20 protein-coding genes are annotated in these 25183 nt (G+C 60.0%); 13 read left to right on the top strand and 7 right to left on the bottom strand.

Features of this window, described 5'->3' with window-relative positions; translation table 11 throughout:
* Window positions 1-341: 341 nt before the first annotated feature.
* Window positions 342-1646 (top strand): L-fucose:H+ symporter permease, encoded by a 1305-nt coding sequence (gene fucP, locus ACQ4V8_RS02045; RefSeq protein WP_010399929.1) that lies wholly within the window; start codon window positions 342-344, stop codon window positions 1644-1646.
* A 46-nt stretch (window positions 1647-1692) separates the two neighbouring features.
* Here fucP and ACQ4V8_RS02050 read toward each other — a convergent pair whose 3' ends face one another.
* Window positions 1693-2586, bottom strand: coding sequence for a LysR substrate-binding domain-containing protein (locus ACQ4V8_RS02050; RefSeq protein ID WP_010399928.1), 894 nt, complete (start codon window positions 2584-2586; stop codon window positions 1693-1695).
* A 159-nt stretch (window positions 2587-2745) separates the two neighbouring features.
* Between ACQ4V8_RS02050 and scpC the strand changes: the two genes are divergently transcribed.
* Window positions 2746-4242, top strand: a complete 1497-nt coding sequence (scpC, locus tag ACQ4V8_RS02055; protein WP_010399926.1) for a succinyl-CoA:acetate CoA-transferase ScpC — start codon at window positions 2746-2748, stop codon at window positions 4240-4242.
* A gap of 94 nt (window positions 4243-4336) precedes the next feature.
* Here scpC and ACQ4V8_RS02060 read toward each other — a convergent pair whose 3' ends face one another.
* Window positions 4337-4999, bottom strand: a complete 663-nt coding sequence (locus tag ACQ4V8_RS02060; protein WP_010399924.1) for a TetR/AcrR family transcriptional regulator — start codon at window positions 4997-4999, stop codon at window positions 4337-4339.
* 312 nt (window positions 5000-5311) lie between these two features.
* Here ACQ4V8_RS02060 and ACQ4V8_RS02065 point away from each other — a divergent pair, with 312 nt between their 5' ends.
* Together ACQ4V8_RS02065 and ACQ4V8_RS02070 are read left to right on the top strand one after the other, a co-directional pair.
* On the top strand, window positions 5312-6433 hold the full coding sequence (locus tag ACQ4V8_RS02065) for a M14 family metallopeptidase (RefSeq protein WP_010399923.1): 1122 nt from the start codon (window positions 5312-5314) through the stop codon (window positions 6431-6433).
* A gap of 12 nt (window positions 6434-6445) precedes the next feature.
* On the top strand, window positions 6446-6910 hold the full coding sequence (locus ACQ4V8_RS02070) for a CYTH domain-containing protein (RefSeq protein WP_010399922.1): 465 nt from the start codon (window positions 6446-6448) through the stop codon (window positions 6908-6910).
* A gap of 176 nt (window positions 6911-7086) precedes the next feature.
* Here ACQ4V8_RS02070 and ACQ4V8_RS02075 read toward each other — a convergent pair whose 3' ends face one another.
* The 5 genes from ACQ4V8_RS02075 to ACQ4V8_RS02095 form a co-directional block, all read right to left on the bottom strand.
* Window positions 7087-8340: a DUF2863 family protein gene (locus tag ACQ4V8_RS02075; RefSeq protein ID WP_010399921.1), complete on the bottom strand. Its 1254-nt coding sequence runs from the start codon at window positions 8338-8340 to the stop codon at window positions 7087-7089.
* Window positions 8341-8553: 213 nt separating this feature from the next.
* Complete coding sequence (gene acnA / locus ACQ4V8_RS02080) at window positions 8554-11274, bottom strand: aconitate hydratase AcnA (protein ID WP_010399920.1); 2721 nt, start codon at window positions 11272-11274, stop codon at window positions 8554-8556.
* Between the two features lie 88 nt (window positions 11275-11362).
* Entirely contained in the window at window positions 11363-11914 is a 552-nt protein-coding gene (locus ACQ4V8_RS02085) for a hypothetical protein (RefSeq protein WP_010399919.1), read from the bottom strand.
* Between the two features lie 13 nt (window positions 11915-11927).
* Window positions 11928-12926, bottom strand: coding sequence for an HpcH/HpaI aldolase/citrate lyase family protein (locus ACQ4V8_RS02090; protein ID WP_196855890.1), 999 nt, complete (start codon window positions 12924-12926; stop codon window positions 11928-11930).
* A gap of 113 nt (window positions 12927-13039) precedes the next feature.
* Complete coding sequence (locus ACQ4V8_RS02095) at window positions 13040-14029, bottom strand: malate dehydrogenase (RefSeq protein WP_010399917.1); 990 nt, start codon at window positions 14027-14029, stop codon at window positions 13040-13042.
* Window positions 14030-14334: 305 nt separating this feature from the next.
* Between ACQ4V8_RS02095 and ACQ4V8_RS02100 the strand changes: the two genes are divergently transcribed.
* The 9 genes from ACQ4V8_RS02100 (at window position 14335) to ACQ4V8_RS02140 (ending at window position 25115) form a co-directional block, all read left to right on the top strand.
* A complete protein-coding gene (locus tag ACQ4V8_RS02100; protein WP_436570810.1) occupies window positions 14335-15228 on the top strand; it encodes a UTRA domain-containing protein in 894 nt (297 codons plus the stop codon).
* 306 nt (window positions 15229-15534) lie between these two features.
* Entirely contained in the window at window positions 15535-15957 is a 423-nt protein-coding gene (gene sdhC / locus ACQ4V8_RS02105; protein WP_436570811.1) for a succinate dehydrogenase, cytochrome b556 subunit, read from the top strand.
* 2 nt (window positions 15958-15959) lie between these two features.
* Window positions 15960-16325, top strand: a complete 366-nt coding sequence (gene sdhD, locus ACQ4V8_RS02110) for a succinate dehydrogenase, hydrophobic membrane anchor protein (RefSeq protein ID WP_010399913.1) — start codon at window positions 15960-15962, stop codon at window positions 16323-16325.
* Between the two features lie 2 nt (window positions 16326-16327).
* Entirely contained in the window at window positions 16328-18109 is a 1782-nt protein-coding gene (gene sdhA, locus ACQ4V8_RS02115) for a succinate dehydrogenase flavoprotein subunit (RefSeq protein ID WP_010399912.1), read from the top strand.
* Window positions 18110-18118: 9 nt separating this feature from the next.
* Complete coding sequence (locus tag ACQ4V8_RS02120; RefSeq protein ID WP_010399911.1) at window positions 18119-18829, top strand: succinate dehydrogenase iron-sulfur subunit; 711 nt, start codon at window positions 18119-18121, stop codon at window positions 18827-18829.
* A gap of 117 nt (window positions 18830-18946) precedes the next feature.
* On the top strand, window positions 18947-19228 hold the full coding sequence (locus ACQ4V8_RS02125; protein ID WP_070346490.1) for an FAD assembly factor SdhE: 282 nt from the start codon (window positions 18947-18949) through the stop codon (window positions 19226-19228).
* Between the two features lie 122 nt (window positions 19229-19350).
* Window positions 19351-20655, top strand: coding sequence for a citrate synthase (gene gltA, locus ACQ4V8_RS02130; RefSeq protein WP_010399909.1), 1305 nt, complete (start codon window positions 19351-19353; stop codon window positions 20653-20655).
* Window positions 20656-21030: 375 nt separating this feature from the next.
* Window positions 21031-22005: a LysR family transcriptional regulator gene (locus tag ACQ4V8_RS02135; RefSeq protein WP_070346491.1), complete on the top strand. Its 975-nt coding sequence runs from the start codon at window positions 21031-21033 to the stop codon at window positions 22003-22005.
* A gap of 254 nt (window positions 22006-22259) precedes the next feature.
* Window positions 22260-25115: a 2-oxoglutarate dehydrogenase E1 component gene (locus ACQ4V8_RS02140; protein WP_043462383.1), complete on the top strand. Its 2856-nt coding sequence runs from the start codon at window positions 22260-22262 to the stop codon at window positions 25113-25115.
* Window positions 25116-25183: the final 68 nt, after the last annotated feature.

Raw genomic sequence — 25183 nt, forward strand, 5'->3', positions numbered from 1 at the left:
TGAAATAACGGGTGGGAAAGCTGCGCAATAAAGGGCTTTAAGGCATAATGCCGGCGCAGTATCGTAGTTTTACTACAAGACTGTTTTGCGCTGGATGTTGTTTTAAGACGCAGCCAGTCGGTGTGCCGCGCCTAGCAAGCAGCGTTCTGACGAGAAACGGTCAGTCGTGCGCCTGCCGCGCGCAAGCGTCGCCCTGCCTGTCCCCTGCCTGCCCCCTAAGCGCTGATGGCAGTCATGGTCCACGCTGATATCTGCGCGCTGCTTGCGTGTCTTGGTGCTGCCCGGGTGGAAACGCTTCCACGGCTGGCAAGATCAACTTGGAATTGAAAAATGGAGAAGGTATGGAATACGTAAAGCAAGGCCAGGGCGTACCGTCCGCACAGGCTGGCACGCAAAACAATACAGGCGCCCTGATCATTGTCACGCTGCTGTTTTTCATGTGGGGACTGCTGACATCGCTCAATGATGTACTGATTCCCCATCTGCGCTCGATCTATACCTTGACCTATGTCCAGGCGATGTTGGTGCAGTTCTGCTTCTTTGGCGCTTACGCCATCGTCTCGCTGCCGGCCGGCATGCTGATCAAGAAAATTGGCTATCAGCGCGGCGTCGTCGCAGGTTTACTGATCGCCGCCGCCGGCTGCGCCATGTTCTACCCGGCGTCCACTGGCAGCTATGCGCTGTTCCTGCTGTCGTTCTTCATCCTGGCGGCCGGCATCACCGTGCTGCAGGTGGCGGCCAATCCCTATGTGACGGAGCTGGGCGACCCGCAGACGGCGTCGAGCCGCCTGACCCTGACGCAAGCGTTCAATGCGCTGGGCACCACCGTGGCGCCGGCGCTGGGCGGCATGCTCATTTTGTCAGGTACCGTGCTGACGGTGCAGCAGTTCGACCTGCTGCCGGCGGCCGAGCAACTGGCCTACCGCGCCAAGGAAGCGGCCTCCGTGCAAGGCCCTTACCTGGTGCTGGCCGCGACCCTGGTGTTGCTGGCCGTGCTGTTTGCGCTGGCAAAATTGCCGAAAATTTCGCACGCGGACGAGGCGGCGGCGCTGGCGCATGCTGGCGACAAGGTCTCGATCTGGTCGCACCGTCACCTGGTGCTGGGCGCGCTGGCCATCTTCCTCTACGTCGGTGGTGAAGTCAGCATTGGCAGCTTCCTGATCAATTTCTTGGGCGAGCGCCATATCGCGGGCCTCAGCCACGCCGACGCCGCCTATTTTGTCAGCTATTACTGGGGTGGCGCCATGCTGGGCCGCTTCGTCGGCTTTGCCGTGATGCGTTACGTCAGCCCGGGCAAGACCCTGGCCTTCAATGCCGCCGTGGTGATCGCGCTGATCCTCGTTGCCGTGTTCTCCAGCGGCCATACGGCCATGTGGGCATTGATTGCCGTCGGCCTGTTCAACTCCATCATGTTCCCGACCATTTTCAGCATGGCCCTGAACAAGCTCGGTGCGCAAACGGGTCAAGGTTCCGGCATCCTGTGCATGGCCATCGTCGGCGGCGCCATCGTGCCGTTCATCCAGGGCTTTCTGGCCGACCACATCAACCTGCAGTTGTCCTTCCTGGTACCGGCCCTGTGCTACACCTTCATCTTGTACTTCGGCTGGAAATACGCCAGCATGTACAACGACGCCGCGGCCAAATAAGCTGCGCTGTCGCGATCAATCAAAAGGGTGGCCTCGGCCACCGGCGTCAGTGCGTGAACTGTGTGCCCAGCACGTCCTGGCATACTTCGAGCCAGGCGCGCGCCGCGTGCGACAGATAACGCCCGCTCCACACGTGCGCCACCTGCCAGGCCACTTCAGGTTCGACGAGGCGTACCGCTTCCAGGGGGACGCCGGCCAGGCGGTGGATGAACGGCTCCGGCAGCAGCGCCACGCCCAGGCCTGCCGACGCCATTGCCACCAGCCAGTCCCACTGGCCGCTCTGCGCCGCAATGTTCGGCGTGAAGCCCGCTTGCGCGAAATGCTGGCGCAGGCTGCGCGTGAGGGCGAAATCATCTTTTAGCAGCACCAGCGGCAGCCCGGCCAGGGCCTTGAAGGGCAGTGTCGTGCGTTTTTTTTGGAACGTGCCCGCTTCGGCCAGGGCCCAGATCGGGTAGCTGGCGATGCTGACGGCGACGAGATCCAGTTCCGGGTCGGCCGGCAGCACCGTCATGCCGATTTCGAGTTCCCCGGCCGCCACCTTGCGCTCTATTTGCTGGCCCGTATCTTCCTGCAGGGTCAGGCTGATGTTCGGGTGGCGCGCGCGAAATGCCTTCAATACGGGCGTGAACAGCACATTGATCATGGGCGGGATGCCAACCGTCAGGCTGCCGCGCTGCAAGGCCTGGGTATCGCGCACTTCCAGGGTCAGCTGGCGCATATTGGCCAGCATTTCCTGGCCGTGCTGGTAGACGATGCGGCCCGTGTCGGTGAGCGTCAACTTGCGCCCGTCGCGCACCAGCAGCTGCGCGCCGACTTCATCTTCCAGCTGGCGCACCATCTTGCTGATGGTCGATTGTGTCAGGTGCAGCGATTCTGCCGCCTGCGTAAAGCTCGACAGGCGTACGGTTTCGACAAAATAGCGCAGGGAACGGATATCCAAGATGGGGCTCGCCTCGGCGCGGCATGAAAATATCGACTGGATTTTACGAAATTAATTCATGCCATGCATGTAAGCACGATTTTATACTGAATCGACTTATGGGGCTGGCGTATGACAGCCATCGAGTTTGAGAATATAAAGAATATCAGGAGCATCACGATGTACGAGGACCGTATTCGCCACCCAGGCTTGCTCAGCAAAATCATGAGCGCCGATGAGGCAGCAAAATTATTCCATAACGGCATGCGTGTCGGCATGAGCGGCTTCACCCGCGCCGGCGACGCCAAGGCCCTGCCGCGCGCACTCGCCGAGCGCGCCCTGAGAGATCCATTGAGCCTGACGTTGATCACGGGCGCTTCGCTGGGTAATGGCAGCGATGGCCTGATGGCCGAGGCGGGCGTGCTGGCACGCCGCATGCCGTTCCAGGTCGACCCGGTCTTGCGCGGCAAGATCAACAACGGCGAAGTCATGTTTATCGACCAGCATCTGTCGGAAACGGCCGAGCAACTGCGCTCGGGCAACCTGGCCGCCATCGATATCGCCGTCATCGAAGCGACGGCCATCACGGCCGCCGGCGCCATCATCCCGACCATGTCGGTGGGCAACTCCGCCGCCTTCGCCCAGCAGGCAACGCAGCTCATCATCGAAATCAACCTGTCCACGCCGCTGGCGCTGGAAGGCTTGCACGACATCTATATTCCGCAAACTTTGCCGGGCCGCGCACCGATCCCGCTCACGCGCGTCGACCAGCGCCTGGGCAGCACGGCCATCGCCATCGATCCGGCGCGCATCGCCGCCATCGTCATCACGGATAGCCCGGACAGCCCGTCGAACGCCTTGCCGCCGGACGCTGAGACGCAGGCGATTGCCAGCCACGTGATCGCCTTCCTGCAGGGCGAAGTGGCGGCCGGGCGCATGGGACCCGAATTGCTGCCCTTGCAGGCGGGCATCGGCACCATCGCCAACGCCGTGCTGCATGGCCTGATCGGTTCGCCCTTCCAGAACATGACGATGTATTCGGAAGTGCTGCAAGACAGCGCGATCGAGTTGCTCGATTCGGGCCAGTTGGCGTTTGCCTCGGCCTCGTCGATTACCCTGTCGGCCGAGGTGCATCAAAAGCTGATGGACAATATCGACCATTACCGCTCGAAGATCGTGCTACGCCCGCAAGAGATCAGCAACCATCCCGAGATTGTGCGTCGCCTGGGCATCATCGCCCTCAATACGGCGCTCGAATTCGACATCTACGGCAACGTCAATTCCACGCACGTGTGCGGCACGCACATGATGAACGGCATCGGCGGCTCGGGCGACTTTGCGCGCAACGGGCAAGTATCGATGTTCGTGTCGAAATCGGCAGCCAAGGGCGGACGCATTTCCAGCGTCGTGCCGATGGTCTCGCATGTCGACCATACGGAGCATGACGTCGATGTGCTGGTGACGGAGTGGGGCTATGCGGACTTGCGTGGCTTGGCGCCGCGCGAACGGGCGCCGTTGATCATCGAACGTTGCACGCATCCCGATTATCGCGCGCAATTGCGTGCGTACTACGACGCGGCATGCCAGCGTGGCGGCCACACGCCGCACCTTCTGGAACAGGCGCTGTCGTGGCATACGCGCTACCAGGAAACGCAGAGCATGCTGGCAGCGCAGTGAGCTTCGCTGAAAGAATGAAATAAAGACAGGGCTGGCCCGCGCATGGCCGCGCCTGCGCATTTGTTGCCTGGCGCAGCTTGCGTCAGATGAAGGATCAGAGCGCCGGCGCAAAGCGCAGGCCGATGCCTGTCGTCACGACTGCCAGCAAGTCGTCGATATGCGCGTTCATCTCCGGGTGCGGCGTCCATGGGTCGCCCGCATCCATGACGATGCGCAGCGAAACGAGGCCGTGCAGTGCTTGCCAAAAGATTTGCGTCATCGCGTGCAGCGTCGGCGCGTCCTGGCGCACCTTGCCTGCCTGTGCCAGTTCGCCGAACAGGTGCAGCGCATAGGCGTAGGGATCTTGCTCGATATTGCCGTGTTCCACGTCGACGGCGTCGATGTGCGCATGTGGACGCCTTTCCATAAAGATTAGCGCATACTCGTCGGGATGCTGGAAGCCGTACGTGATGTAGGCGCGGCCGACCAGGCTGATGCGCTCCCACGGGTCTGTGCTGTTGGTGCAGGCGGCACGCATGGCGCGCACCAGTTCCAGCAAGTCCTTGTCCATGGCCTGGGCGATCAAGGTGGCCTTGTCGCGGAACAGGGCGTAGACGACGGTGGTGGAAAAGCCGGCCGCCTCGGCCACCTTGCGGATGGAGACGGCGCGCGCGCCCCCCTGCTTGATGAGATCTTTGACGACCTCGATGATGTGCTCGCGCCGGGTATGGGCCTCGCGTAATTTTCTTTCCTGAATATTGGTCAACTTCTTGTCCACGACTCTTTCCTGGCAACGCGATGAAAGCAAGAATTATAGGGTGACGATGGGCCGTCAGTGTGTCTGGCATTGTTACAATCGAGTTTTTTGTCCGGTGGACGCGACAGGGCACCGATTTTTGTCCTTTTGCCCGGCGCTTTTCCACCGATGCCATTGATTGCTGCATAAATCGCCGGTCCAGGCTTTGCGAACGGCGCCAAAGGGCGGAAAATAGCGCGATAGCTTACACTGCGTTTTCAGCGCAACGGCGCCAGCCCACGAGGCGGGGCCCGAATACTTAGCCGGAATACTTACTTAGGACGGGATCATTATATGACCATTAAAATCAGCCAGAACTTCGACTCGGGTGCCATCGAGGTGGTGAGCGCCACTAGCTTTGCTGCCATCGAGCTGAACTTGCGCAAGGATAGCCACGCCGATATCCATCAGTGGTTCCACTTCCGCCTGCAAGGCGCGCGCGGCCAGGCATGCACGCTGCGCATCCTCAATGCAGGCCAGGCCACGTATCCGGCCGGCTATGAAGGCTACCAGGCCGTGGCCAGCTACGACAGCGAAAACTGGTTCCGTGTGCCGACCTCGTTCGACGGCCAGGTCATGACCATTTCGCACACGCCGGAACTCGACAGCGTGTACTACGCCTACTTCGAACCGTATTCGTGGGAACGCCATTTGCGCCTGCTGGGCGAAGTGGCCGAGCATCCGCTGGCGCGCGTTTCCGATTTGGGCAGCACGGTCGACGGCCGCGACATGAATTTGGTCACCATCGGCAATCCGCAGGCGGAAAAGAAAATCTGGATCATCGCGCGCCAGCATCCGGGCGAATCGATGGCCGAATGGTTTGTCGAAGGCCTCATCGATTCCCTGTTGGACGATGCCAATCCGATCGCGCGCAAGCTTTTGCAGCGCGCCGTGTTCCACATCGTGCCGAACATGAACCCGGACGGCTCCATCCGCGGCAACTTGCGCACGAATGCCGCTGGTGCCAACCTGAACCGTGAATGGATGACGCCATCGCTGGAATCGAGCCCGGAAGTGCTGTGTGTGAAAAACGAGATCCACGCAACGGGCGTCGACATGTTCTTCGACATCCACGGCGATGAAGCGCTGCCATACAACTTTGTGGCCGGCAACGAAATGCTGGAAAACTTCACGCCCGAGCAAGCAGCGCAACAAAAGGCTTTCATCGAGCGCTACAAGCAGGCCAGCCCCGATTTCCAGGACAAGTTCGGCTATGCTGCCAGCAAGTACAAGTCGGACATGTTGACGCTGGCATCGAAATACATCGGTCACCATTTCGGCTGCCTGGCGCTGACCCTGGAAATGCCGTTCAAGGAAAACGCCGACTTGCCCGATCCGGCCGTAGGCTGGAATGGCGCGCGCAGCGCGGCCCTGGGCGCGGCCATGCTGCAGCCTATCTTGCTGTCGCTCGATTGAACGGCGTTGATCATGGGCGTCGAGATCGAACGTAAATTCTTGTTGCAAGGCGACGCCTGGCGTGGCCTGGGGCAGGCCGTCTTGCTGCGTCAGGGGTATTTGTCGTCCGCGCGCGAGCGCGTGGTGCGCGTGCGCATCGAGGGGCAGCAGGCGATGCTGACCATCAAGGGTGCGAACGTGGGCGCAACGCGCGGCGAGTGGGAGTATCCGATTGCGCTGGCCGATGCCGTTGAACTACTCGACGGCCTGTGCGAACAGCCGCTGATCGAAAAGGTCCGCCACCGCATCGAACACGCAGGCATGGTGTGGGAAGTCGATGAGTTCCTGGGGGCTAACGCGGGCCTGGTGGTGGCCGAGATCGAACTGGCCTCGGAAGACCAGCCCTTCGAGAAACCCGATTGGGTTGGCGCGGAAGTGTCGGGCGATGCGCGCTACTACAACGCGAACCTGATCCGGCAACCGTTTTCGCAGTGGTGATGGGGCGATAAACGCGGCTTGAAATGCAAAAAGGCGGAACCGGGGTTCCGCCTTTTTTTGCATGCGCTGGTGGTGTTGTCTGATTACGCGCTGCGCGCTAATCCGACCTACAGCCCGTACCGGCATCGTAGGTCGGATTAGCCGGTACGGCGTAATCCGACAACACCGTTACGGCATCAGTGGAAATGCTCTGTACCCTGTGGCGTATCCTCGGGCATTTCCGCGTGCGCCAGCTCACCGACAGAATCGGCAAACAGGGGCGCGCCGCAATCGTCGCAGTATTCACCGACGTAACGTTCCGCGTGGCGCTTGATCTGTGTCACGCCGGCGGCGTTCAGGTGCTCGATGATTTCATCGACAGGCGTCTTTTGCTTGTCCAGCGCGGCGATGCCGACCTGGATCAAGCCTTCGATCGGCGTGCCATCCTCGTCTTCCTGGCCATACAGGGGCCAGACGATGCCGTAGATGACGTCCGGTGCCTGGCGCAGGGTGAAGGCGATGCGGTACTCATCGACCTGGCCATCGGCCGCTTCTTCGCCGAAGCCGGCGATGACGGCGCGCAGTTCCGACGCTTCGATGGCCAAGGTGTGCGTCAGGAAGTGCACGGCGGCGCGCACCGAGACGGGGCGTATCAGCTTGTCCGCTTCGCGGCAAGCCACGTAGTACGCCTCTGGCAGCAGCAACTCCAGGCCGCAGCCGGGCAGCAGGCGGGCGATGGTCGGCGTCGCCTGCGTGCGCCATTGTTCCAGGGCGGCGCTGCGCTCGGCGATGAAGTCGAGCTGGCTGGCCGGCGTCTGCCAGCGGAACAGCGGTGCGCCGCTTGGCGCCACCACGGCTACCAGCAGGTAGCGCGTGTCGGCCAGGAAGGGGGCCGTTTCCGCTTCTTTGGACAAGGGCTTGACGGCTGTGCCTTTCAGGGCGGCGAGTGCCAGTTTCTGCGTCTTGGTATACGTTTCGACGTGGCTGCGCGGCAATTGGTCGATCGAATACAAAGTTGGCGCCATGGCCATCTTCGTGCCATCGGCCAGCAGGTGGGCGGCGAAATGCGCCGACAGCACGCCGTGCGCGTCGCCGGCCATGGTGCCGGAGGCGATGGAAAAGCGCGTCCAGGCGAGGATGGGCACGGCCACCAGCAGGGCATCGTAGCGCACGTCTTCATGTGTGATGACGGTCGATTCGCTGATGGCTTCAACGCAGTCCATCAGTACGTCGTAGGCGTTCAAGTCTTCCTTGAACAGGCTGCCCAGGGTGTTGTCGATGGTGTCCTGGTGGCCGGTTTTGAGTAATTTCTGGAGCTGCGTATCCAGGCTGTGTTCCCAGGACCGCTCTTCGAGACGGCTGGCTGCCTGTACGATCGCCTGGGCAAAGGTGACCAGGCGCTGGCTGTCGGCAGTCAGTTTATGGGATGAATCTTTGGAAGGACGACGCATAGCGGGGTAAGAGTCTCGGAAAGTGGAAAAAATAGATCAGGCTAACAAGGATAAACCCTGATGACCGTATTGTAGAGGATTCGGCCGCACGCAATACAGAAGCTCCTTGCAGATCATGCCAATAGTCGAAATTTCAAGGAAAAACAGGCTGCAGGGACGAAAAAAAGCGCCGGTCGAAACCGGCGCTCTTGTCTTGCTACACAGCTGGGCAGATTACTCGGCCAGCAACTGACGCAGCACGAATGGCAGGATACCGCCATGCTTGTAGTAATCGACTTCGATCGGCGTATCGATGCGCAGCAGCACTTTCACGTCGACGCTGGTGCCGTCGGCGCGGTGGATCACCAGGGTGGCCAGTTGCTGTGGCTTGATTTCGCCTTCGAGGCCTTTCAGGTCGAACGTTTCATTGCCGGTGATGCCCAGCGTTTGCACGCTGTCGTCGCCGATGAATTGCAGTGGCAGCACGCCCATGCCCACCAGGTTCGAGCGGTGGATGCGCTCGAACGAACGGGTGATCACGGCTTTCACGCCCAGCAACTGGGTGCCCTTGGCTGCCCAGTCGCGCGACGAGCCCGTACCGTACTCTTCGCCGCCGAAGACCATGGTTGGCGTGCCTTCAGCAACATACTTCATCGCCGCGTCGTAGATCGACATCTGTTCGCCGGAAGGCTGGTGAACCGTGATGCCGCCTTCGACTGCCGAGCCGTCTGCCTTGGCAGGGATCATGCGGTTTTTGATACGCACGTTGGCAAACGTGCCGCGCATCATGATTTCATGGTTGCCGCGACGCGAGCCGTAGGAGTTGAAGTCCGCTTTCAGGACGCCGTTTTCCTTCAGCCATTTGCCTGCAGGACCGTTTTCCTGGATCGAGCCGGCTGGAGAGATGTGGTCGGTGGTGATGGAATCGCCGAACACGCCCAGTGCGCGCGCGCCTTCGATGCCGGTGGCCACTGCTGCTGGCGTCATCGAGAAGTTGTCGAAGAACGGTGGTTCCGCGATGTAGGTCGATTTCGGCCAGTTGTAGACTTGACCCGACACGGTGGTTACTTTTTCCCACAGCTTGCCTGGTGCGCCCTTGACGTCGGCGTAGTTGTCCTTGAACACCTTGGCGTTCATGGCGAACTTCATCATGGCCGACACTTCAGCCGAGGTCGGCCAGATGTCGCCCAGGTAGACGTCCTTGCCGCCCTTGCCCTTGCCCACAGGCTCGGTCATCAGGTCGCGCGTCATGTTGCCGGCGATGGCGTAGGCGACGACCAGCGGTGGCGAAGCGAGGAAGTTCGAGCGGATGTTCGGGTGAATACGCGCTTCGAAGTTGCGGTTGCCTGACAGCACGGCCGAGGCGACGATGTCATGCGTGGCAATCGCAGCATTGAGCTCAGGCGTCAGGTCGCCCGCATTGCCGATACAGGTGGTGCAGCCGTAGGCGGTCACGCCAAAGCCCAGTTTTTCCAGGTAGGGCAGCAGGCCGGCAGCGGTCAGGTACTCGGTCACGACGCGCGAGCCGGGAGCCAGCGAGGTCTTGATGTGTGGCGCCACTTTCAGGCCGGCTTCGACGGCTTTCTTGGCCAGCAGGCCGGCAGCGAGCATCACGCTCGGGTTCGAGGTGTTGGTGCACGAGGTGATCGCGGCGATCAGCACGTCGCCGTTCGATACTTTCACCTTATTCGTCGTTTCGTACACGACGTTCAGGTCGTCTGGATTCTTGTTGAAGCCGTTTTCCGTGGTTGGCTTGGAGAACAGTTCGGCGAAGTTCGCCTTGACGTTGCCAATTTCGATACGGTCTTGCGGGCGTTTCGGACCGGCCAGCGAAGGAGCGACCGTCGCCAGGTCCAGTTCCACCACGCGGGTGTAGTCGATGTCGCCAGCTTTTGGCACGCCGAACAGGTTTTGCGCCTTGAAGTAGCCTTCGAACGCGGCGATTTCAGCCTTGCTGCGGCCGGTGCCCTTGAAGTAATCGATGGTCGCTTCGTCGACTGGGAAGAAGCCCATGGTCGCGCCGTATTCCGGTGCCATGTTGGCGATCGTCGCGCGGTCGGTCAGGGTCAGCGATTCGGTGCCGTCGCCGAAGAATTCGACGAACTTGCCGACGACTTTCTCTTTGCGCAGCAGTTCGGTGATGGTCAGTACCAGATCGGTGGCGGTGCAGCCTTCGCGCAGCGCGCCCGACAGGTTCACGCCGATCACGTCTGGCGTCAGGAAGTAGACCGGTTGGCCCAGCATACCCGCTTCCGCCTCGATGCCGCCCACGCCCCAGCCGACTACGCCGATGCCGTTGATCATGGTGGTGTGCGAGTCGGTGCCGACCAGGGTGTCAGGGTAGTACACGTCGCCGGCTTTCTTGCCTGCGTAGTGCACGCCGCGCGCCAGGTATTCCAGATTGACCTGGTGGACGATGCCGAAGCCTGGTGGCACGACGCCGAAGGTGTCGAAGGCTTGCATGCCCCATTTCATGAACTGGTAACGCTCGTTGTTACGCGAGAATTCCAGTTTCATGTTCAGGTCCAGCGCTTTCTTTTCGCGGTAGTGATCGATGGTGACCGAGTGGTCGACCACCAGGTCGACCGGCACCAGCGGTTCGATTTTCTTGGCGTCGATGCCCATCTTGGCGGCCACGTTGCGCATCGCTGCCAGGTCGGCCAGCAGCGGAACACCGGTGAAGTCTTGCAGTACGACGCGCGCCACTACGAACGGGATCTCGTCGGTGCGCTCGGCGGTCGGGCCCCAGCTCGCCAATTGCTTGACGTGTTCTTCGGTGACTTTTTTGCCGTCGCAATTGCGCAATACCGATTCGAGTACGATGCGAATCGACACTGGCAGGCGGGAGACATTGATGCCCAGGCTTTTTTCCAGAGCAGGCAGGGAGTACAGCTTGCCCTTCTTGCTAGCCGAAATATTAAAGTCCTTGAGCGTGTTCAGAGTGTTGCGGGACATGACCTCTCCTTGTTGGGTATCGTCTATTTATTGATGATTCAAATTACAAAACATGACTGAGCCCCCGAAGAGGCCCTTGCTACGCACATCAGCCGCCGGCGACTGGCAAGACGCCCAGCGAGGCCGGAGCTTCCACCAAGGCTGCCGGTTTGGCTTGCTGCGCATCCTTGCATTCATTGGCCAACTGGCGGCCCTGCTTGGAATCGAGCAGCATGCCTTTGGCCGGGATGCCGATCCAGACCAGGCCATACATGCGGTTTTCGAAGCGGTTGGCGCCGGTGGTGGTGCCGACGCGGCTCAGGCGGTGCAGGCGCTTCTTCCAGCGCAGGGCGATGTGTTTGTCGTCACTGGCATTGGTGTAGATGGTAATTTTATTACCAAGTTCACAGTTGAAATCGGTGGAGGCCGAGCCCAGCGTATCGGGTTCGTCGGCTTCTTCCTTGTCGAGCACCGACATGGCCAGCGGATGCGCTTCCTTGGTATCGGTGGTCTTGCTGGCCTTGGCTTTCGGCTTGGCCTTGGCTGCCTTGGCTTTTGCCGGCTCCTTGGTATCCGTAGCGGCGAAGCTGACTGGCGCCAGCGTGAGGCTCATGGCGCTCAGCGCAACGCTGCAGGCTATGGCTAATTTGGAGATGGACATCGTGTAATTCCTGTCAGTTTTCAGTAGTGCTGGAAGAGGGGGCGTTAAGTAATGCTGCGGCCGCCTCGGGCAGGCCCAGGCCTGCCAGTTTGGCGCGTTGCAAAACGGTCCAATAATATCGGTAGCTGGCGCGGTCGTGCAAGCGGCCATTTTGCGCAATCGGTCCCCAGTCGGCGCGCTGCGCCTCGGTCAGGATGTTGCTGGCCTCGTTGACTTCGGACAGGCGCGGCGTGAAGGCCTTGATGATGGGCTTGATATGGTCCGGATGGATGCTCCACATGCGCGTGTAGCCGAACTCGGCCGTTGCACGCTGGGCGTCATTCGCCACCACGGCCGAATCGCGCACGTCCGTCGTCACATTGTGCGATGGCACCTTGCCATGCGCGTGGCAGGCGGCTGCCACTTCCAGTTTGGCGCGCACCACCAGCGGGTGCGTAAATTGGCCCGGCGTGCGCATGGCGGCGGCGGGAATGGCGCCATAATGGGCCGAGACGAAATCCATGATGCCGAAGGACAGGCATTCGACCTGGGGCAGGGCGGCGATCGCGTAGGCGTCGCGCAGCGCGCCGTGCGTTTCAATCAGTATATGTACGGGCAAGTTGTCGCGGCCCGCGCGGCGCGCGTGGTGGTTGATCAGGTCGATCGCCAGCATGGCGTCTTGCACGCCGCCCACCTTGGGCACGGCGATATAGGCCAGGCGGGCTGCAGCGGCGCAGATGATTTCCACGTCGCGCGCAAAAAATGGGCTGTCGACGTCGTGCACGCGCACGCCGATGCGGTTGAACTGGTTTTCGTCGCTGAGCAGCAGGCCAGCGATCATCTGGGCGTGGCTTTCTTCACTGCCGGCGCTGGCGCCGTCTTCGCAGTCGAAGGTGATGTCAAACAGGGGGCCAAGCTCTTGTTGCAAAGCAATCGATTTACGCATCAGCTTTTCAGAGCCGGCGTAGTGGTCGCAAGCGGCGAGCAATAGCGGCTGGCGTTTGCCTTGGAATAAAACCTCGGAAGGGTGCATGCTTAAGGCATTTCTGCAGGTAAAGAGTACTTGATAAAACAGCCGCGCCGCGACATGCGCGGTGCGGCCTTCTTGGCGGGCGGCGGGTCTGCGCCGCGTCGCCAGAACTGGACTTAGGCCAGCAGGTGTTTCACGCCTTCGCGCTCTTCGGTCAATTCTTTCAGGGTCAGGTTGATGCGCTCTTGCGAGAAGGCATCGATTTCCAGACCTTGAACGATGGTGTACTCACCGTTGTCGGTGGTGACCGGGAAGCCGAAGACGGTGCCTTCAGGGATGCCATACGAACCATCGGAAGGCACGCCCATGGTGGTCCACTTGCCGTTGGTGCCCAGCATCCAGTCATGGATGTGGTCGATGGCGGCGTTCGCTGCCGATGCTGCCGACGACAGGCCGCGCGCTTCGATAATGGCTGCACCGCGCTTGCCGACGGTTGGCAGGAAGGTGTTGGCGTTCCATTCCTGGTCGTTGATCAGGTCCTTGACGGCCTTGCCGTTGACGCTAGCAAAACGGTAGTCGGCGTACATGGTTGGCGAGTGGTTGCCCCAGACGGTCAGCTTCTCGATGTCCTTGACGGCGGTGCCAGTCTTGGCAGCGACTTGCGACAGCGCGCGGTTGTGGTCCAGGCGCAGCATGGCGGTGAAGTTTTTCGCTGGCAGCGATGGCGCCGATTTCATGGCGATGTAAGCGTTGGTGTTGGCAGGGTTGCCGACGACCAGAACTTTGACATTGCGCGAAGCGACGGCGTCGAGCGCCTTGCCTTGCACCGTGAAGATCTGCGCGTTCGCTTCCAGCAGGTCCTTGCGTTCCATGCCTGGACCGCGTGGACGCGCGCCGACCAGAACGGCCACGTCGACATCTTTGAATGCCGTCAGCGGATCGGCGTGGGCGGTCATCTCGGCCAGCAGCGGGAAGGCGCAGTCGTCGATTTCCATCATCACGCCCTTGAGCGCTTTCTGGGCTTTTTCGTCCGGAATTTCAAGCAGTTGCAAGATGACAGGCTGGTCTTTGCCGAGCATGTCGCCATTGGCGATGCGGAACAACAGAGCGTAGCCGATCTGGCCGGCGGCGCCGGTTACTGCAACACGCATTGGGGTTTTAGCCATGATGAATCTCCAAAAATGGGAAAGAAAACGGGCTTGAAGCTGGGCTTACGCTTATCCGGAAAAGCTACAATGATACCAAAACCGGCACGCGCCACCGAATTGCTGGCGTACGCGGCCGTCAAGCTCGTGCTGCACAAGGCCAGAGTGGCTGGCCGACAACATAAAATGGTGGTTCACGAGTTTTATCGAGGGCAGTTTAGGCCTCTGATCTGTATCTGTCAATCATATCTTATGTCTTATATAAGACAGATAACTGCGAGTGTTTTACTGGACGCGGGCGGTGATTTGTGTTGAAATGGCGGACTATGAATTCCGCCTCGTCCAACCTGACCAACAATGCCACTGCCGCAAGCGGGGCGGTCAGTCCGACCGCGAGCTCCCCGGCTACGCCCGGTGCCGCTGTCGGCGGTACGCCAGGCGCCGTCGTTGTTGGCAGCAATACCACTGCTGCGATGCCCGTCGCCACGCCGGCCGTCACTGCCTCGCCCACCTTCAGTCCCCTGTATCAGCAGATCAAGGCCCTCATCACGCAAAGCTTGCAAACGGGTGAGTGGAAGCCGGGCGAGCTGATCCCCAGCGAAGTTGAGCTGGCAGGGCGCTTCAAGGTCAGCCAGGGCACGGTGCGCAAAGCCATCGATGAACTGTCCGCCGAGAACCTCGTCATGCGCCGCCAGGGCAAGGGCACGTTTGTGTCCACCCACCATGAGGCGCGCGCGCATTTCCGCTTCCTGCGCCTGGTGCCGGACGAAGGCGTGCCGCATTATCCTGAAAGCAAGTTTATTGAAGTCAAGCGCGTGCGCGCGCCCGCCGACGTGGCGCGCCTGATGGAGCTGAAGTCCGGCGACGCCGTCATCTTCATCAAACGCGTGCAGTATTTCGACGGCGTGCCGACCGTCCTTGAGGAGCTGTGGCTGCCCGGCCTGATCTTCAAGGGTTTGACGGCCGAGCGCCTGGTGGAATACAAGGGCCCGATGTATGGCCTGTTTGAAACGGAATTTGGCACGCGCATGATCCGTGCGTCCGAGCAGATCCGCGCCGTGTGCGCCGACGCTGGCGCCGCGCAGCTCTTGAATATCGATCTCGGCACGCCCCTGCTCAGTTCCGAGCGCGTGTCGTTTACCTACGGCGACAAGCCGGTCGAATTGCGCCGCGGCTTGTATCTGACAAGTCGCCATCATTATCAGAATGAACTCAGCTGAAGCAGCGGGGCAGCTGTGCTTGCCCAGGCAAGCGGCAAGGCTGAGGCGCGTCGCTTGCAAGACGCCTGCCGCAAGGCGGGCAACGGAGACAGCAGAATACGCAGCTAAAGTATGGTCCGCTCCGGCGGGTCATGCGGTGCCGGCGATTCTGTAATTAAATTACGTGAACTACGGAAAGTAGCGCGGTATTTTGTAGTAAAACGCCATTTTGGTTATATGTAACAATAGGTACTGTTAAGGGTTGCGAAAATCAACGAAAATCGCGGCTTCAATATTTAGTTGAAATTCAAAGGGGAGGTTTTTGTTATGTCTGAAGCCGTAAGAGAAGTACCAAAAAAAGAACGGCCGCAATTCCGTAACATTCATGTTACCGAATTGTCAAACTACCGCATGGCTGTCGGCGCCATCGTCTCGATCCTGCATCGCATCAGTGGTTTCATCATGTTCGCCCTGCTGCCGTGCATCTTGTACATGCTGGAACTGAGCCTGCGTTCCGAGATGTCCTATGCCTACTTCCAGGGCATCGCCTCGCACTGGTTGGTCAAGCTGATCACCCTGGGTCTGGTGTGGGCCTTCTTGCACCACTTCTGTGCCGGTATCCGTCACCTGTTCATGGATGTGCACGTTGCCATCGAAAAAGATTCGGCACGCAAGACCGCTTCTTCCGTGCTGGTCGTGAGCCTGCTGCTGACGGCACTGGTCGCTTTGAAACTGTTTGGAGTATTTTAAACATGGCAGACAATAATATCGGACCGAAACGCATCGTTGTCGGTGCCCATTACGGCTTACGCGATTGGCTGGCGCAACGCGTCACCGCCATCGTCATGGTGGCTTATGTGGCCATCCTGCTTATTTCTTTCCTGACTGGCAGCAACTTCAGCTATGAAGGCTGGGCTGGTCTGTTCGCACAGCAGTGGTTTAAATTGTTCAGCCTGGTGACCTTCCTGGCGCTGTTCTTTCATGCATGGGTAGGCGTCCGCGACATCTGGATGGATTACGTGAAAAGCGCAGGCCTGCGTCTTACCCTGCAAATTGCCACCATGCTGTGGTTGATCGCTTGTGCCGCTTGGACGGTACAGATACTCTGGAGTGTGTAATCGTGGCAGCATATAAATCTGCAATTCCTACCCGCCGCTTTGATGCGGTGATCGTTGGTGCCGGCGGTTCCGGCATGCGCGCGTCGTTGCAACTGGCTGAAGCCGGCTTGAACGTCGCTGTCCTGTCGAAAGTTTTCCCGACCCGCTCGCACACTGTTGCGGCGCAGGGCGGTATCGGCGCATCGCTCGGCAACATGGCCGAAGACAACTGGTTCTGGCACATGTTCGACACCGTCAAGGGTGGCGACTATCTGGGCGACCAGGATGCCATCGAATTCATGTGCCGTGAAGCACCGAAGGTCGTGTATGAACTGGAACACTTCGGCATGCCATTCGACCGCAATCCTGACGGCACGATTTACCAGCGTCCGTTCGGCGGCCACACTGCCCACTTCGGCGAAAAGCCGGTGCAGCGCGCTTGCGCGGCAGCGGACCGTACCGGTCACGCCCTGTTGCACACGCTGTATCAGCGCAACGTGCGTGCACGCACGCACTTCTTCGTCGAATGGATGGCAATCGACCTGATCCGTGACGCCGAAGGCGACGTGATTGGTGTTGTCGCGCTGGAAATGGAAACCGGCGAATGCATGATCCTGGAAGCAAAAACGACGGTGCTGGCAACGGGCGGCGCAGGCCGTATCTTCGCCGCCTCGACGAATGCCTTCATCAATACCGGTGACGGCATGGGTATGGCGGCGCGTGCCGGCCTGCCGCTGCAGGACATGGAATTCTGGCAGTTCCACCCGACCGGCGTGGCTGGCGCGGGCGTCCTGATCACCGAAGGCGTGCGCGGCGAAGGCGGTATCCTGATCAATAGCGAAGGCGAACGCTTCATGGAGCGCTATGCGCCGACCCTGAAGGATCTGGCGCCGCGCGACTTCGTGTCGCGTTCGATGGACCAGGAAATCAAGGAAGGTCGCGGCTGCGGTCCAAACAAGGACTATGTGTTGCTCGACCTGCGCCATATCGGTGCCGACACCATCGCCAAGCGCCTGCCGTCGATTCTGGAAATCGGTCACAAGTTCGCCAACGTCGACGCCACCAAGGAACCAATTCCTGTCGTGCCGACGATTCACTATCAGATGGGCGGCATTCCAACGAACATCCATGGCCAGGTTGTCACCCCGACCGGCCCCGATAATTCGGCCAAGGTCGTCAACGGCCTGTACGCGATCGGCGAATGCGCCTGCGTCTCGGTGCACGGCGCTAACCGTCTGGGCACGAACTCCCTGCTCGATCTGGTGGTCTTTGGCCGCGCGGCCGGCAACCACATCGTGGGCAGCGGTCTGAAAGCCAGGGAAAACAAGCCTTTGCCAGCCGATGCTGCCGACTTCGCCATGGGCCGCCTGGCGCGCCTGGAAAACTCGACCGGCACGGAAACCGTGCAGGGCGTGGCGAACGACATCCGCGCCACGATGCAGAAGTACTGCGGCGTGTTCCGTACCGACGAAATGCTGAACAAGGGCGTCGAAGAAATCATGAAGCTTGACGAGCGTCGCAAGCACGTCTCCTTCAAAGATAAGTCGATGGTCTTCAACACGGCCCGCGTGGAAGCGCTGGAGCTCGATAACCTGATCGAAACGGCGAAAGCGACCATCGTTTCGGCAGCGGCCCGCAAGGAATCGCGCGGCGCGCACGCCCAGGATAACTATCCGCTGCGTGACGACGACAACTGGATGAAGCACACCTTGTGGTATTCGGAAGGCAACCGACTGGAATACAAGCCAGTCGTGACCAAGCCGCTGACGGTTGACACCTTCAAACCGAAACCACGTACTTTCTAAGGCTATATCATGGCACGCACTCTTAAATTCAAAATCTACCGCTACGATCCTGACCAGGATGCCAAGCCGTACATGCAAGACCTGACGGTCGAACTGAAAGACACCGACAAGATGCTGCTCGATGCACTGCAGCGCATCAAGGCGGACGTCGATGACTCGCTGGCCCTGCGCCGCTCGTGCCGCGAAGGCGTGTGCGGTTCGGACGCGATGAACATCAACGGCAAGAACGGTTTGGCATGCACCACCAACCTGAACGAGCTGTCCGAGCCTATCGTGCTGCGTCCATTGCCAGGTCTGCCAGTTATCCGCGACCTGATCGTCGACATGACGCAATTTTTCAAGCAATACGATTCGATCAAGCCTTTCCTGATCAACGATTCGATCCCGCCTGAAAAAGAGCGCCTGCAGTCGCCGGAACAGCGCGAAGAACTCGATGGCCTGTACGAGTGCATCCTGTGCGCTTGCTGCTCCACGTCGTGCCCGTCGTTCTGGTGGAATCCGGATAAATTCGTCGGCCCGGCCGGCTTGCTGCAAGCTTACCGCTTCATCGCCGATTCGCGCGACGAAGCAACCGCTGCGCGTCTGGACAACCTGGAAGACCCGTACCGCTTGTTCCGCTGCCACTCGATCATGAACTGCGTCGATGTCTGTCCGAAAGGCTTGAACCCGAACAAGGCGATCGGCAAGATTAAGGAATTGATGGTACGCCGCGCGATCTGATACGTCTGATTGCATCCGCTGGGCGCCGTTTGCCGGTAGAGGATATTTTCTCTTGCCTGCAGGCGGCGCCTGCAAAGTAACACCGTGCCGCAAGGCACATGTAAGGTGGTAAACCAAATGACAGAATCAATTTTGTCCTCGCATCAGGCCGACCCGGCCAACCGCGCCCGCCTGCGCTGGCGTTCACGTCGTGGCTTGGTCGAAAACGACATCATCCTGACCCGTTTTCTCGATGCGTATGAAACTGAATTGACCGATGATGAAGTTGACGCGCTGACGCGTTTGCTGGACTTGTCGGACAATGCATTAATGGATCTGGTACTGGCCCGTAAAGAGCCGGAAGGCGAAGTCGATCTGCCGCATGTGTGCGCACTGCTGCAACGACTGCGCATTGCCTAGACGCCTGGGCGATACATTGCAAACGGTGCGAGTGGCGCGCTGTAGCACTGCCGAATTGCGGTGCGAATTGCAGCCAGAATTTTTGATTTTAATTTCGACTCACTCCCGAGAAGGAAGAGCCCATGAATATCTCTGACACAAAAGCTACCCTGTCGTTCTCCGATGGCAGCCCATCGCTTGAATTTCCAATCTACAAAGGCACGGTTGGCCCGGATGTCATCGACATCCGCAAACTGTACGCCGGTAGCGGCAAATTCACCTACGACCCAGGCTTTATGTCGACGGCCGCCTGCAACTCGTCGATCACCTATATCGACGGCGACAAGGGCGAACTGCTGTACCGTGGTTACCCGATCGAACAGTTGGCCGTCAACGCCGACTTCATGGAATCGTGCTACCTGCTGCTGAACGGCGAATTGCCAAACGCGGAGCAAAAAGCCAAGTTCGTCGACACTGTCACCAAGCACACGATGGTGCACGAACAGATGCAATTTTTCTTCCGTGGCTTCCGCCGCGATGCGCATCCGATGTCGGTCCTGGTGGGCACCGTTGGCGCGCTGGCATCGTTCTACCATGACTCGCTCGATATTAACGACCCGCATCACCGCGAAGTGTCGGCCATCCGCCTGATCGCCAAGATGCCAACCCTGGTCGCGATGACCTACAAGTACTCGGTCGGCCAGCCTTTCGTGTACCCACGCAACGACCTGTCGTACAGCGCCAACTTCATGCACATGATGTTCGCCAACCCGTGCGAAGAGTACAAGGTCAACGACGTGCTGGTGCGCGCCCTGGACCGTATCTTGATCCTGCACGCGGACCACGAGCAAAATGCATCGACCTCGACCGTCCGTCTGGCCGGTTCGTCGGGCGCCAACCCGTTCGCCTGTATCGCTGCCGGTATCGCCTGCCTGTGGGGCCCTGCCCACGGCGGCGCCAACGAAGCGGCACTGAACATGCTCAAGGAAATCGGCACCGTCGAGAACATTCCTGCCTTCATCGAGCAAGTCAAGGACAAGAACTCCGGCGTCAAGCTGATGGGCTTTGGCCACCGCGTGTACAAGAACTTCGATCCACGCGCCAAGCTGATGCGTGAAACTTGCTACGAAGTGCTGCAAGAGCTGGGCCTGCAAGACGACCCGCTGTTCAAGCTGGCGATGGAACTGGAAAAGATTGCACTGAGCGACGATTACTTCGTTTCGCGCAAACTCTACCCGAACGTCGACTTCTACTCGGGCATCGTGCAATCGGCGCTGGGCATCCCTGTGTCGCTGTTCACCGGTATCTTCGCCATGGCTCGCACCATCGGCTGGATCGCCCAGTGGAACGAAATGATCGCCGATCCTGAGCAAAAAATCGGCCGTCCACGTCAGCTGTTCGTCGGTTCGACGACCCGCGAAGTGCTGCCACTGGACAAGCGCGCCTAAGTTACGGCGCCGTGTTCCTGCCAGGCCTTGCAGCCCGGCGCAAAAAAAGCGAGCCGACCAGCTCGCTTTTTTTATGGTGCGCCCTGCCTGCAAGCGTATGTGCCTTACCTTGCCTTGCCCGATCACATGGAGTGGCAGGGCAGGGCAGGACTGTGCTGGCGCAGTGCCGTGCCGCTACCCGCTGATGCAGTTCGACGCGCCGTCCTTCGCTTGGCAGGCTCGGTCTTTCATCGGGCTGGCGCAGGATGCTGCCGCTGCGCATGGTGCTTGAGGATGCCACCGCGATGGCATATGATCGTGACGCGAATAGGTGTGAAGTAGGGTCGATTGCCATGCTGCATTGCCTGAGTCAGACTAATTAATGAAGGCGTACCAATGGACCGCATAACTGCCGCACAGGTGTTTGTCGCCATCGCCGAGCGCGGTAGCATGGTCGCTGCCAGCGAGTCGCTCGATATGTCGCGCGCCATGGTGACGCGTTACCTGGCCGCGATGGAGCAGTGGGCGGGGGCGCGTCTGCTGCATCGCACCACGCGCCGCCTGAGCTTGACGGATGCGGGCGAGGCGACTCTGGCGCGCTGCCGGCAAATGCTTGAAGTGGCCGGCGCCATGCTCGTGGCTGCACCCGGGGGTAGCCATACGCCGCACGGCTTGCTGCGCATTAGCTGTTCGCAATCACTTGCCCAGACCGCGCTCGCTGGCGCAGTGACTGCTTACTTGGAGCGCTACCCGCAGACCGCCGTCGACCTGCAGATGGAGAACCGCGCCGTCAACCTGGTGGACCAGCGCATCGACCTGGCGATCCGCATCACGAATGCGCTCGAACCGAACCTGATCGCGCGCCAACTGGCTAGTTGCGCGTCGGTGGTGTGCGCTGCACCATCGTATCTGGCAGCGCACGGCACGCCGCGTCGGGCGCAAGATCTGGCCTTGCATAACTGCCTGACCTATACCTACTTCGGCAAAAGCCTGTGGCAGTTCACGCACGATGGGGAAGCGCTCACTGTGCCTGTCAGTGGCCGCTTGTCGGCAAATGAATCGCAGGTCTTGCTAGTGGCGACGGTGGCGGGGGCGGGCATCGCGCTGCAACCGCGCTATTCGGCCGCGCCGCTGATCGCCAGCGGACAATTGGTGGAACTGCTGCCCGCGTATCAGCCGCAGGACATGGGCATCTACGGCATCTATACGTCGCGCCAGCACATGTCGCCCTTGCTGCGCACGATGCTCGACTTTCTGGTGGACTGGTTTGCCGGCGACCCCGAGTGGCTGGCAGCCATCGCGCTATCGCCGTTGTCTGGCAGGCAAGTCGGGCGCGCGCGGCACGCCAGCGTGGCCAAGGAAGTGCCGTAAGCGCAACAGTCACTGGCCGGCAAGGCGCGCAAATGCAACGGCCCGGCTTACATTTGCTTGCCAAATAAAATTCAACTAGTGGTTGTTGCGTTACAATACCGCGTGCTATTCTAAATGACGGTATGCAGAATGCTGGCGCAATAAAAAATCCCTTCCCCCACAACTTGATGTGCAATCCGCTAACCGGTCAGGCCGTGTCGCGGAAGGTTAGATTAACCCGCTAATCTCGCGAAGCGCGAAGAAAGGTGAGCAATATGATGCAACAATTAACGTCCAACTCCTACCTGTTCGGTGGGAATGCTCCGTACGTCGAAGATCTGTACGAAGCGTATCTCAATAACCCAGGTTCGGTACCGGACAACTGGCGCGCTTATTTCGACGCCATGCAGCATGTGCCTGCAGTCGACGGCAGCAACAAGCCTGACGTGGCGCATGCCTCCGTCGTCGCCTCGTTCGCCGAGCGCGCAAAAGCAGGCCCGATCCGCACTGTGACCGCTTCCTTCGATGCTGAAATGGGTCGTAAGCGCGTCGCTGCTACGCAACTGATCGCCGCTTATCGCTACCTCGGTTCGCACTGGGCCAATCTGGATCCGCTGCAACGTCAGGAACGTCCGATGATTCCTGAGCTCGAGCTGAGCTTCTATGGTTTCACCGACGCGGACATGGACACCGTGTTCAACATCAGCAACACCTATTTTGGCCCCGAGACCGCCACCTTGCGCGATCTGCAAAACTATCTGCGCGATACCTACACGCGTTCGATCGGTGCCGAATTCATGTACATCTCCGATCCGGCCGAAAAGCGCTGGTTGCAAGAGAAACTGGAATCGATCCGCTCCACCCCGAATTTCACCGCAGAGAAAAAAATCCACATCCTCGACCGCCTGACCGCGGCGGAAGGGCTGGAACGCTATCTGCACACCCGTTACGTGGGCCAGAAGCGCTTCTCCCTGGAAGGCGGCGAGACCTTCATCGCCTCGATGGATGAAACCATCCAGCGCGCCGGCGAAAAAGGCGTGCAGGAAATCGTTATCGGCATGGCCCACCGCGGCCGCTTGAACGTACTGGTCAACACCCTGGGCAAGGCGCCACAGGAACTGTTCGAAGAATTTGAAGGCAAGCATGGCGACGACCTGCCTGCCGGCGACGTGAAGTACCATCAAGGCTTCTCGTCGGACATTTCCACCGCAGGCGGCCCGGTCCACCTGTCGCTGGCATTCAACCCGTCGCACCTGGAAATCGTCAACCCCGTGGTCGAAGGTTCCGTCAAGGCCCGCATGGATCGCCGCGGCGACGCGCAGGGCGCACAAGTGCTGCCGATTCTGGTGCACGGCGATGCAGCTTTCGCCGGCCAGGGCGTGGTCATGGAAACGCTCAATCTGGCGCAAACCCGTGGCTACCATACAGGCGGCACGGTGCATATCGTGATCAACAACCAGATCGGTTTCACCACCTCTGACCCGCGCGATGCACGCTCGACCCTGTACTGCTCGGACGTCGTCAAGATGATCGAAGCGCCGGTCCTGCACATCAATGCCGATGATCCGGAAGCGGTGGTACTGGCGACGCAGATCGCGCTCGATTACCGCATGGAATTCAAGAAGGACATCGTCCTCGACATCATCTGCTACCGCAAGCTTGGCCACAACGAGCAAGATACGCCGGCACTGACGCAGCCACTGATGTACAAGAAGATTGGCCAGCATCCAGGCACCCGCAAGCTGTACGCGGACAAGCTGGCAGCGCAAGGCGTGATTCCTGCCGATGGCGGCGACAAGATGGTGGCCGCTTTCCGCGACGCCATGGACGCCGGCAAGCATACCGTCGATCCAGTCATTTCGAACTTCAAGAACAAGTACGCGGTCGACTGGCTGCCGTTCCTGAACAAGAAATGGACCGATTCGGCCGACACCGCCGTGCCGATGACGGAACTGAAACGCCTGGCGACGCGCATCACCAGCGTGCCGGCAGACTTCAAGGTCCATTCGCTGGTTGAAAAAGTGCTGGGCGACCGTGGCACCATGGGCCGCGGCGAAATGAACCTGGACTGGGGCATGGGCGAACACCTGGCCTACGCATCGCTGGTATCGTCCGGTTACGCCATCCGCCTGACGGGCCAGGATGCAGGCCGTGGCACCTTCGTGCACCGCCACGCCGTGCTGCATGACCAGAACCGCGAGCGTTGGGATGCCGGTACGTACATTCCGCTGCAAAACGTGTCGGACAACCAGGCACCGTTTACCGTCATCGACTCCGTGCTGTCCGAAGAAGCCGTACTGGCCTTCGAATACGGTTACTCGACCGCTGAACCGAATACACTGACGATCTGGGAAGCCCAGTTCGGCGACTTCGCCAACGGCGCGCAAGTCGTGATCGACCAATTCATCAGCTCCGGCGAAGTGAAGTGGGGCCGCGCTTCGGGCCTGGTCATGATGCTGCCGCACGGTTACGAAGGCCAGGGTCCTGAGCACTCGTCGGCGCGTCCTGAACGTTTCTTGCAGCTGTGCGCAGACAACAATATGCAAGTAGTGCAGCCGACGACGGCGTCACAGATCTTCCATTTGCTGCGCCGCCAGATGGTGCGCCAGTTCCGCAAGCCGCTGGTCATCCTGACGCCGAAGTCGCTGTTGCGCAACAAGGATGCCGGTTCGCCGCTGACCGACCTGGCCAAGGGTGGTTTCCAGACCGTTATCGGCGAAGTCGACGACAAAATCGATGCCAAGAAAGTCAAGCGCGTCGTCGCCTGCTCGGGCAAGGTCTATTACGACCTGGTCAACGCACGCAAGACACGCGGTCAGACCGACACGGCCATCGTGCGCCTGGAACAGCTGTATCCGTTCCCGCACAAGTCGTTCGCTGCTGAACTGAAGAAGTTCCCGAACCTGGTTGAAGTGGTATGGGCCCAGGACGAGCCGCAAAACCAGGGCGCCTGGTTCCAGATCCAGCACAACATCTTCGAAGGCCTGGAATCGGGCCAGCGTCTGGCTTACGCCGGTCGTCCTGCTTCGGCGTCGCCTGCTGTCGGTTACTATGACAAGCACTACGCCCAGCAAAAAGATCTGCTGGAAACAGCATTCTCGAAGCTGAAGGGTTTTATCCTGACCAAGTAATTGGCAGGATGGCGGGTGCCATGCCTAGTGCATGGCGCCTGCTCGCATACATCGTGACGGAGCGCCGC

The sequence above is a fragment of the Janthinobacterium paucivorans genome, assembly GCF_051380805.1.
GTDB classification, from domain to species: Bacteria; Pseudomonadota; Gammaproteobacteria; order Burkholderiales; family Burkholderiaceae_D; genus Janthinobacterium; species Janthinobacterium lividum_D.